General features: G+C 72.3%; 8 protein-coding genes. 3 read left to right on the top strand and 5 right to left on the bottom strand.

Going from position 1 to position 10,504, the window contains the following annotated elements; genetic code table 11:
* Positions 1 to 420: 420 nt before the first annotated feature.
* Together ACI78Q_RS21195 and ACI78Q_RS21190 are read right to left on the bottom strand one after the other, a co-directional pair.
* Entirely contained in the window at positions 421 to 1,776 is a 1,356-nt protein-coding gene (locus tag ACI78Q_RS21195) for a DUF2254 domain-containing protein (RefSeq protein WP_456925438.1), read from the bottom strand.
* Between the two features lie 243 nt (positions 1,777 to 2,019).
* Positions 2,020 to 3,033, bottom strand: a complete 1,014-nt coding sequence (locus ACI78Q_RS21190) for a response regulator transcription factor (protein ID WP_456925437.1) — start codon at positions 3,031 to 3,033, stop codon at positions 2,020 to 2,022.
* Between the two features lie 200 nt (positions 3,034 to 3,233).
* Between ACI78Q_RS21190 and ACI78Q_RS21185 the strand changes: the two genes are divergently transcribed.
* Positions 3,234 to 4,184: a LysR family transcriptional regulator gene (locus ACI78Q_RS21185; RefSeq protein WP_456925436.1), complete on the top strand. Its 951-nt coding sequence runs from the start codon at positions 3,234 to 3,236 to the stop codon at positions 4,182 to 4,184.
* 424 nt (positions 4,185 to 4,608) lie between these two features.
* Here the strand turns inward: ACI78Q_RS21185 and ACI78Q_RS21180 are convergent, their stop codons facing one another.
* Both ACI78Q_RS21180 and ACI78Q_RS21175 read right to left on the bottom strand, forming a co-directional pair.
* Positions 4,609 to 4,983, bottom strand: coding sequence for a response regulator transcription factor (locus ACI78Q_RS21180; protein ID WP_456925435.1), 375 nt, complete (start codon positions 4,981 to 4,983; stop codon positions 4,609 to 4,611).
* A 20-nt stretch (positions 4,984 to 5,003) separates the two neighbouring features.
* Positions 5,004 to 5,168: a hypothetical protein gene (locus tag ACI78Q_RS21175; RefSeq protein WP_456925434.1), complete on the bottom strand. Its 165-nt coding sequence runs from the start codon at positions 5,166 to 5,168 to the stop codon at positions 5,004 to 5,006.
* Positions 5,169 to 5,461: 293 nt separating this feature from the next.
* Here ACI78Q_RS21175 and ACI78Q_RS21170 point away from each other — a divergent pair, with 293 nt between their 5' ends.
* Positions 5,462 to 8,059, top strand: a complete 2,598-nt coding sequence (locus tag ACI78Q_RS21170; RefSeq protein ID WP_456925433.1) for an ATP-dependent Clp protease ATP-binding subunit — start codon at positions 5,462 to 5,464, stop codon at positions 8,057 to 8,059.
* Between the two features lie 185 nt (positions 8,060 to 8,244).
* On the opposite strand, the gene ACI78Q_RS21165 is transcribed toward ACI78Q_RS21170, so the two are convergent.
* Positions 8,245 to 8,961, bottom strand: coding sequence for a type 1 glutamine amidotransferase domain-containing protein (locus tag ACI78Q_RS21165; protein ID WP_456925432.1), 717 nt, complete (start codon positions 8,959 to 8,961; stop codon positions 8,245 to 8,247).
* A 387-nt stretch (positions 8,962 to 9,348) separates the two neighbouring features.
* Here ACI78Q_RS21165 and ACI78Q_RS21160 point away from each other — a divergent pair, with 387 nt between their 5' ends.
* Positions 9,349 to 10,497: a zinc-dependent alcohol dehydrogenase gene (locus tag ACI78Q_RS21160; protein ID WP_456925431.1), complete on the top strand. Its 1,149-nt coding sequence runs from the start codon at positions 9,349 to 9,351 to the stop codon at positions 10,495 to 10,497.
* Positions 10,498 to 10,504 lie beyond the last annotated feature (7 nt).

Below are 10,504 nucleotides of genomic sequence, written 5' to 3'. Positions count from 1 at the left end.
TAGCGTGGGACACGAGACCTCCGAGCATTCGGGCGTGGCGTCAGCACCCACACCTTCGCTCGGAGGTCTCCTCGTTGGATCAGGCCTCGGCGCCGTCAACAACGCTCATGGGCAGTACACCTAGGCGAGGGCGATTGTCTTCAGCGGGCCTGATGCGGCTCGCTAACCACCCGGAGTTCTGATTGCAGTTGTGGTTGCAGTTGGCGCGGATTCAAGATCGATCGCGTTAGTTCGCCCCTGTCCGCCTCCATGGTGAACCTGCCGCTCAGGGCCCGTAGCGGACCCGAGCGCACGTCGACGAACGCGATCATGACGGCCTGGCAGAGTGGGGGTCAGGGGGTTCGAGTCCCCTCAGCTCCACCCCGATGACGTTCTCCTTCGGCAGGACGGTTTGAGTCGTCTCTGGTCGCGGTCCGCCCCTCACCTGGCAGCAGAAGGGGAGGCGGAGGTCTGGCTCGTGCCCCTCGGCGATGGGCTGGCCGGTGGTGGCGCGGCGGTGACGTCGGCCCCCGACCCGATGCCCTCGGTGTCCGGGGTGAGCGCTGCGAGGACGTCCTCGTCGTCGAAAGCGCGTCGGACGGCGGCGTTCAGCAGCCGGAGCTGGCGGTCCAGCGGTTCCTGCCGGTCGGGGGATGCCACGTTCTTGAGGTCGGTCAGGGCCGCGCACAGCTTCCGGGTCACCTGCGGCTCCGACGCCCCGGCCAGGCGGATCTCGTCGAATGCCAGCCGGACGTAGCCCTCCCAGCTGACCGTCCGCTCGAGCAGGCGCACCACGCCGTCCTCGTCGCGGTGTTCACCACAGGGCAGCGGGCGAGCGGCGATCTGGCGCAGCAGGTCGTGGAGCCGGTGCAGTGCCTGGACCGTCGTCGTGGGGTCGTTGAACGGCTGTGCGATCGACCGCACGGCGATGTCGACGAGCTTCCGGAAGCCGTACGCGAGGTCCTCGGTGTGCACGCGCTCTCCGGCGAGCAGGACGTGGCGGGTGACGTCGGCGACCCGGAGCCGACCGGCCGCGTCCCCGTCCCCACTCGCCGGCGACCGGGTGCCCGGGTGCACCCGGAACAGCGGCGCGCCGCCGACGACGAAGTCCCCGACGACGGGGACCAGCTCGAGCACGCAGTCCGCCCGGCGGGCCGCGGCCACCAGTGCGGGGCGGTCCACGCGGATCACGTTCCCGGGTCGCGCTGCGACGATCCCGTCCGGACCGCCGGTGACGACGGGCAGCTCACCGTGCTCGCGGGCGATGAACTCGCGGCTGCGGTCGCCGACGAGGTCGATCAGGCCGGCGACCCGCAGGCCCTGGCCGGCGTGGTGCACGAACAGCACGAGCACGACGATGCTCGCGAACACCAGGAGGTAGCACAGCAGCATCGACAGTCCGGGCACCGTGCCGGTGTCGGAGCCGCGGATCTCGCGGAGGGTCAACACCACGACCAGGAAGCTCCCGCCGAACAACCCGATCGCCAGCTGGCTCCACCGGTCGGTGAGCAGCGCCCCCACGATGCGGGGCGAGAACTGGCCCATCGCCAGCTGGACGGCGACCAGGGTCACCGTCAGGACGAGGGTGGTCAGCGACACCATGGCAGTGGCGAAGGAGGACAGGATCGTCTGGGCGTCGGACGGCGTCCCGGTCAGGCTCTGGGGGATGAGCCGGTAGTCCGTCGCCCGGTCCACGGCGAGCGTTCCGACGGCGAGGAGGGCGCCCGCGGCCAGGCAGCCGATCGGCAGCAGCCACATGCTGCTGCGGAGGAAGAGCTGGAGCCGCAGCCTGCTCATGCGGTGGAGGTACCGCCGACCGCGCCCCCGCGACCGGAGAGCAGCGGGGGCCCAGCGTGGGGCGAGGTGCTGGAGGCCCGCGGCCCCGTCGCCTCGGTGGACGATTCGTACCCGATCACGTTCTGCCCTCCGTGTGGACGGATGCGCGAGTGCGGACGCGGCTGAGCCGGCGACCTCGCGGAGCGGCCGTTCCGCTCATGGAACCGGTGCCGACGGGGCAGCGCCATCGGCAGAACGCCCCATTCAGGCCCGGCAGGGCGACGGCAACAGGGGCACGTAGAGGCCTTCGCGCTCGGCCCGCACGGCGGCCAGCGTCCTCGTGGGCGCATCGAGCTTGACGAGGATGTGCTCGAGGTGGGCAGCGACGGTTCGCGGGGCCACGACCAGCGCGCGGGCGATCTGCTGGTTGGAACACCCGTCGACCAGCAAGCCCAGCACCTCCAGCTCGCGCGGCGTCAGCCCCCGCAGGTCGGTCACCGCGGACAGGACGACCGTTCCGAGCAGGCTCGTTGGTGCCTCCCCGGGACTGGCCAGGACGGTCACGCGGACGTGCCCGTCCGGGGCGTGGCGGCCGCCGCGGGGCCACAGGAAGGACGCGAACACCCGGCCGTCGTCGATGCACGAGCGCGCGATGCTGACGACGGGCGATCCCTCGGCGAGCAGTGCGTCGCCGTCGAGGCCGGGCAGTGGCCGGGTGGCGCCGTCGCGGCACAGCACCGCACCGGCGGCCGCCCCCCGCACCACCCGCGCTGCCGCGGCCAGCGAGCGCAACGGGTCCGATCCGTGCGCCAGGACGGGGACCAGTTGGTGCAGCCGATGCCGCATGACCAGGGGCGGCGGCTCCTTGCTGCTGAAGAGCAGCGCCAGGTGTCCGACGTGGCGCTGCCCTCCGTCGAACAGGGCGACGCCCAGGGCCTCGTGGAAGCCGGCGGGGATGAAGCACTCCGCCCACGTCCGCAGGTCTGCGGCCGGGTAGGGCAGGTCGGACGGGCTCAGCGGCGGGCGCGCGCCGTCGGTGTGGGTCACCTCGATGTCCTGCGCCACCGTGGGACCGCTCAGGTACCGCACCGTGCTCTCGTCCAGGTCGGCACTGGCCACGGACGTGTAGCTGCTGCTCATCGGGTCGGCGACGGCCAGCCACGCGGCGTCGAAGGGCACGAGGCCGCGAAGTACCTCCAGCATCTCCTGCGCCCTTCGGGGGAGGGAGCCGGTCGAGGCCGCGATCTCGGCCAGTTCGAGGCCCGGCGTCGTCACCATCGATCCCCCCGCGCAGCGTCGGCACACGGACGATGCCGGGGGAGCGCTCTTCTCGACGACGCCGACCCATCCACCCCCCATGTACCGCGAGACGCGCGAGGTAGTCCCGTTCGCCGTGACGGAAAACGGCTGTTGTGCAAGGCGCTGGCTTTCGGCATCCCTGGCGCGGGTGCGCAGCTCCTGGAGCAGTAGAGTGGATCATGGAGTTGCGCCAGCTCCGGTACTTCCTGGCGGTGGCTGAGGAAGGGCGCTTCAGCCGTGCAGCGCACCGGCTGCACATCGCCGCACCCTCCCTCTCCCAGCAGATCCAGGCCCTGGAACGAGAACTGCGCGTGCCGCTCTTCGAGCGCACGCCGCAGCGCGTCGAGCTCACGGTCGCCGGGCAGGCACTGGTCGAGCGGGCCAGGGTGATCCTCGCCGAGGTGGAGCGGGCCCGAGCGGACGTGCGCGCCGCCGGGGCGGGCCGCCAGCGGTTGACCCTCCGGGTGGCCAACATGGCCGACCTGGTCCTGGAGGGTCCGTTGAGGAGCCTGGGCCAGGGCATCGACGGGATCGAGGTCTCGGTGAGCTCCGGCCGGGGGGACGACGCCCTGGAGGCCGTCCGTCAGGGCCGTGCCGACGCGGCGGTCGTCTGGAGCCGGGCACCGGTCGACCGCGACCTCGACGGCGTCGTCCTCGGCTCAGTGCGCTTCGGAGTGGTCGTCCCGCTCGGGCACGGGGCCGCCGACTCGACGAGGGTGCCGGTCGCTGCCCTCGCCCGCGAGGTGCTGGTCATGTTCCCGCGGGAACCGTTCGCCGGCGTCTGGGACCGCACGGTGGGCCACTTCTTCCCCGGCGGTGCGGGCCCCGGGCAGGTCGTCGTCGAACCGAATCTGCTCAACAGCCCGGAGGCGGTGCTGCGCGCGGTCGCTGCGGGCGTCGGCATCGCCGCCGGCATCCTGGGGATCGACCCCATGGGGATCGACGGGGTCGAGGCCCGGCGTCTCGACCCGGACCTGTGGCTGGAACTGGAGGCCGTCTGGCGGGCGCCGGCCGGGCAGTCCGTCCGCAGGGTCATCGACTTCCTGGTGGGATCCGCACGAGACCTCGGTACCGCCATCGAGGCTCCCGAGCACCTCGGTGGCGGCACCGGGACGTCGACCAGGGAGTGAGGACCACCTCCTGGCACCTCCGGGAAGTCGCCCTCGAGGGCACCACATCCGGGAGCCCGACCCGCGCCATCGGCGGAACGACCGATGACCCGGCACGGATCCCGACGGGAGTGTCCGGGCGTCACCTGCGACTCTCCGGCGAGGGACACTGCCCGCTGCGTCCGCCGACGGCCACTCTCGGACTCGTCGACCCCGCCGAGAGTCACCTGGTTCCACCGAGGAACACTCGCCGCGACACGACGACGCTCCAGGCCGGTCACGTGCGCGACGCAGGCGGCTCCCGCCCCGCGAGATCAGGCGACGTACGAATCTCGGCCCCCGACCCGATCGGCCCGGCTTCGGCCGCGATCCAGGCGACCTCGGCCGCGACCCACGCCTCCCCCGGCGGTGGCAGCTCAGCCATGCCCGGTTCCGTGGCGGCCGATCACCAGGATGGCGGCACGAACAGCCCCGCCCGCTCCGCGCGCACCGCGGCGAGGGTCCGCGACGGCGCCGCCAGCTTGACCAGGACGTGCTCCAGGTGCGCGGCGACGGTGCGCGGGGCGACGACCAGTGCGCGGGCGATCATCGCGTTCGACGCCCCCTCGACCAGCAGCCCCAGGACCTCGAGTTCGCGCGGTGTGAGCCCGCGCAGGTCCCCGGGCGGTGACACCAGCACCAGCCCGGTCAGATGGAGCGGCAGGTCTGTGGGAGGAGCCATCGCGGTGATGCGCGGGTGCCCGTGCGCAGCGTGCCGGCCGCCCAGCGGCCACAGGAAGGACGCGTAGGTCCGGCCGGCGGCGAGGTGCTCGCGGCCCACCGTCGGCCGGCGTGTCGGACCTACCGGCGTCCGGGACGCCGCCGTCCGAACGTCGACGAGACGCCATCTGCCGGCAGTCGGCAGCCGCGGGGACAGTCGAACTCGACCGGCTCGCCGTCGAGCCAGCCCACGGCGGCGAACCGCCCGCAGTCCGGGCAGGTCTCCCACGTCACGTGCTCACTCACCGACGATCCTCCCGACTGCGGCGGTGGAGGTCGGCGGGCCGAGGTGCCCGACAGCTGCCTCTCGGAACCCAGGTTCCGTCCGGTTGCGGGCCTGGTAAATCACGCCGTCCCGCTGGGCGGCATCGACGGCTCCGATGGCACGTGGGAGAGACAGCGGGGGGCGGGAAGCCCCGGCCGCCCGGTGCCGGCGGTCCGCGTCCCTGGACGGGCTCTCGGCAGGATGACCGATGGAGATGCCGCCCCTGGGCGAGTAGTGCATGAGGGGACCACGCCACTCTCGGGACGGACGAGCGATGACCAGCGGATACTTCCCAGGCCCGTACGGCAGCCCCTTCGACGACTTCTTCGCCCGCTACATGGGCGGCCCTCGTCAGCCCCGCCAGCGCGTCGACATCACCCAGTTCCTCAGCGAGCACGCCCGGGAACTGGTGAACGCGGCCGCGCGCCGGGCCGCCGAGGTGGGCAGCCCGGACCTCGACACCGACCACCTGCTGTGGGCGATGACCGAGGAGGAGCCCACCCGGCAGCTGATCGGCCGCACGGGCGCCGATCCGGGGCAGCTGCGCGCCGAGCTCGACGGCCTGCCGCGTCGCGGCGAGCCGCGCGCCGAGACGCCGGCCCTCACCCCCGCGGCCAAGCGCGCCCTCCTCGACGCCCACCAGATCTCCCGGGCGCTGGGCTCCACCTACATCGGTCCCGAACACCTGCTGTTCGCGCTGGCGGTCAATCAGGACTCGCCGGGCGGGCGGCTGCTGCGCCAGCGGGGGGTCACGCCGGAGGCCCTGCAGCAGGCCGTCAGCGGCGGCGGGGGGGGGGGGGGGGGGGGCGGGGGGCTGGGGGGGGGGGGGCCGGGCGGGGGCGCGGGCGGTGGGCACGGCGGGGCCGGCCGGCCCCCGTCGAGCACCCCGACGCTGGACGAGTACGGCCGCGACCTGACCGCGATGGCGCGCAACGGTGAGATCGACCCGGTGATCGGCCGGGAGCAGGAGATCGAGCAGACCGTCGAGGTGCTCTCCCGGCGACGCAAGAACAACCCCGTGCTCATCGGGGAGGCCGGCGTCGGGAAGACCGCGATCGTCGAGGGCATCGCCGCGCAGATCGTCGACGGCGACGTGCCGGAGACCCTGCGCGGACGGCGGCTGGTGGAGCTCGACCTCACCGGGCTGGTGGCCGGCACCCGCTACCGCGGGGACTTCGAGGAGCGGATCAAGAAGATCATCGACGAGATCCGCGAGCACAGCGACGAGGTCATCGTCTTCATCGACGAGCTGCACACCGTCGTCGGCGCGGGCGCGTCCGAGGGCTCCGGCGGCGCCGGCAACATGCTCAAGCCGGCGCTGGCCCGCGGCGAGCTGCACATCATCGGCGCCACGACGCTGGACGAGTACCGGCGCAACATCGAGAAGGACGCCGCGCTGGAGCGCCGCTTCCAGCCGATCCTGGTGCCCGAGCCCAGCGTCGAGGACACGGTGCAGATCCTCTGCGGCCTGCGGGACCGTTACGAGGCCCACCACCAGGTGCGGTTCACCGACGACGCCATCCGGGCCGCGGTCGAGCTCTCCGACCGCTACATCACCGAACGGCACCTGCCCGACAAGGCCATCGACCTCATCGACCAGGCGGGGGCGCGCGTGCGCCGCCGGGTGAAGACGCCCCCGACCGACCTGCGCGGGCTCGAGCAGGACGTCGAGCGGCTGCAGCGGGAGAAGGACCAGGCGGTCGCGGCCGAGCAGTACGAGCGGGCGTCCGAGCTGCGCGACCAGGTCGCCGAGGCCCAGCAGCGGCTCGACCAGGCCCGGGACGGCGGCGGCGCGGGTCCGGGCGTGGGCGGGTCGGGTGTGCCGGAGGTTGGCGTCGAGGACATCGCCGAGGTGGTGTCCCGGGCCACCGGCATCCCGGTCAGCCAGCTCACCCAGGAGGAGATGGAGCGCCTGCTGCACCTCGAGCAGCACCTGCACGAGCGCGTCGTCGGCCAGGAGGACGCGGTGCGCGTGGTGGCCGAGGCGGTGCGCCGCTCCCGGGTCGGGCTGGGGGATCCGGACCGGCCGATCGGCAGCTTCCTGTTCCTCGGCCCGACCGGCGTCGGCAAGACCGAGCTGGCCCGCGCCCTGGCCGAGGCGCTCTTCGGCGACGAGGACCGGATGATCCGCCTCGACATGAGCGAGTTCCAGGAGCGGCACACCGTCAGCCGGCTGGTCGGGTCCCCGCCCGGCTATGTGGGGTACGAGGACGCCGGGCAGCTGACCGAGGCGGTGCGCCGCCGGCCGTACTCGGTGGTGCTCTTCGACGAGATCGAGAAGGCCCACCCCGACGTCTTCAACACCCTGCTGCAGGTGCTGGACGACGGCCGGCTCACCGACTCCCAGGGCCGCACGGTCGACTTCCGCAACACCGTGCTGATCATGACGAGCAACCTGGGGTCGGAGCTCATCCAGGGCCGCAACGCCCCGCTGGGTTTCGGCGCCGGCGACGGTGCGTCGTCGGACGCGGGGCTCCGCGACCGGCTCATGCGGCGGCTGCGCGAGTCGTTCCGGCCGGAGTTCCTCAACCGGATCGACGAGATCGTGGTGTTCCAGCAGCTGGACCACACCCAGCTGGAGCGGATCACCGACCTGCTGCTCGACGAGACCCGCCGGCGGCTGCGGGCCCAGGGCATCGAGGTCGAGTTCACTCCGGAGGCGGTCGGCTGGCTCGCCGAGCGCGGGTTCGAACCGCAGTTCGGCGCCCGCCCGCTGCGCCGGGCCATCCAGCGTGAGCTGGACAACCGGCTCTCCCGGTTGATGCTCGACGGCCGGGTGCGCAGCGGCCAGCGGGTGCGCGTCGTGGTCCGGGACGGCAACCTCGAACTGGAGGTGGAGGACGCGCGGGAGGCCGCGACGGCGCAGGCGTGAACGCTCGGCTGCCCTGATCAGGGCGACGGCCCCGCAGCCGGTGACTGCGGGGCCGTCAGGGGCAGAGGACGCCCTGGTCGTGGGGCTCGATGCCGGCGGAGGGATCCACCGCCCCCGACCCCGACGACGTGCACGCGCGAGGCCGCATCACAGACCGCGCGCAGCAGCCACCACGGTCGGGGACATCACCCGGCGCGAGCTGCCGCCCGGGTCCTCCAGCTCTGCGCAGCCGGGCCACGCAGGGCGCGCTGGGCCGCAGTGGCCACACCGATGCCCAGCACGGCGGCGGCCGACGGTTTCGGCGACCATCGCAGTGCGGCGACGGCCCAGCCGATGGGGGCCTCGCGTTGCCGATCGGACTCACGACGCGGTGCTGTCGTCGCCGGCTCCGGCGACGTCGTCGCGAAGGCATCGAGCATGCCCCGGACGAAGGCGGACATGTCCTGGGGCCCTCTGCTCGTGGTGAGGTTCCCGTCCCGGACGAGCTCCTGATCGAGCCAGGTGGCACCCGCGTTCACCAGGTCGTCGCGGATCCCGGGCCAGGAGGTGAGGGTCCGCCCGTCCACGAGTCCCGCCGATGCGAGCACCCACGGTCCATGACAGAGGGTCGCGATGGGCTTGTCACTCGCGGCGAACGCCCGGACGAACTCCCGCGCCGGGGCGGACTGCCGGAGGAGGTCGGGGTTGATGAACCCACCCGGCAAGAGCAGCCCGTCGTAGTCGCCGGGATCGGCTTCGCCGACCGTCTTGTCCACGCGGACCCGACTGGCCGGCATGTGCAGGTTCACCCCGCGGATCCGTCCGCGCCGCAGGGACACGACGTCCACCTCGGCGCCGGCCGCCTTCAGGGCTCGCAGCGGTACCACCAACTCGACCTTCTCGAAGCCGTCGGCCGCCAGCACTGCGAGCCTGCGGCCCCTGAGCCTGCGTCTGGTGGGCATGTCGTCCCCTCTCGCTCGATGGCACGGAGATGGAGGAACTTCCCCGCAGCGGCAGCTCGATCGGGGGCCACGGAGTGGTTCTCGCCGGCCGGCTGCTCAGCGGTGAGCGGGATACCCGCACCCCCCAGGCGGACACGGCCCAGGGCGAAGCTCATCACAGCGAGACCGGGCGACGTCGAGCATCGGTAGATCTGCCGATCTTTCGCCCGAACCTCGCGGTGGGTCCGGCTGTGCGGTGGCCGCGGTGGGACAGCCGGCGCAGAGTCAGGGGGCCGGTGAGCAGAGCCGGCCGCTGGGCACCCCGTGGTGCTCACGAGCCCCGGGGCCCGCGCCCCAGGAGGGGATCCGATGCGAGCGATGGTGTACCGAGGTCCGTACAAGGTCAGGATGGAGGAGAAGGACCGGCCGAAGATCGAGCACCCCAATGACGCCATCGTCCGGGTGCAGCTCGCCGCGATCTGTGGCTCTGACCTGCACCTCTACCACGGCATGATGCCGGACACCCGCATCGGTCACACCTTCGGCCACGAGATCATGGGTGTGGTCGACGAGGTGGGGTCGTCCGTGCGGAACCTGCAGGTCGGGGACCGGGTGATGGTGCCGTTCAACATCTTCTGCGGCACCTGCTGGTACTGCGCGCGAGGTCTGTACTCCAACTGCCACAACGTCAACCCGAACGCCACCGCCGTCGGAGGCATCTACGGCTACTCGCACACGACCGGGGGCTACGACGGGGGCCAGGCGGAGTACGTGCGGGTGCCGTTCGCCGACGTCGGCCCGTCGAGGATCCCGGACTGGATGGCCGACGAGGACGCGGTGCTGCTGACCGACATGACGGCGACCGGCTACTTCGGGGCGCAGCTCGGCGACATCGTCGAGGGGGACGTCGTCATCGTCTTCGGCGCCGGGCCCGTGGGACTCGTGGCCGCGAAGTCGGCCTGGCTGATGGGTGCCGGCCGGGTGATCGTCATCGACCACCTGGACTACCGGCTGGAGAAGGCGCGCACCTTCGCCCATGCCGAGACCTACAACTTCACCGAGTACGGCGACATCGTCCTGGAGATGAAGAAGACCACCGACTACCTGGGCGCAGACGTCGCCATCGACTGCGTGGGCGCAGAGGCGGACGGCAACTTCATCCAGCATGTCACCTCGTCCAAGCTCAAGCTGCAAGGCGGTTCCCCGGTCGCGCTGAACTGGGCGATCGACTCCGTCCGCAAGGGCGCGACCATCTCGGTGATGGGCGCCTACGGCCCGCTGTTCAGCGCCGTCAAGTTCGGCGACGCGATGAACAAGGGGCTGACGATCCACACCAACCAGTGCCCGGTGAAACGGCAGTGGCCCCGGCTGATCGAGCACGTGCGCAACGGCTACCTCAAGCCCAGTGAGCTGGCCACCCACCGCGTGCCCCTCGAGGACATCGCCGAGGGCTACCACATGTTCTCGGCCAAGCTCGACGGCTGCATCAAGCCCCTCGTCGTCCCGACCGCGGCGTGAGCGACAG

It is taken from the genome of Geodermatophilus sp. SYSU D00705 (assembly GCF_054050135.1).
Note: the sequence above shows the minus strand (reverse complement) of the source record. Positions and strands in the feature narration are given on the sequence as shown.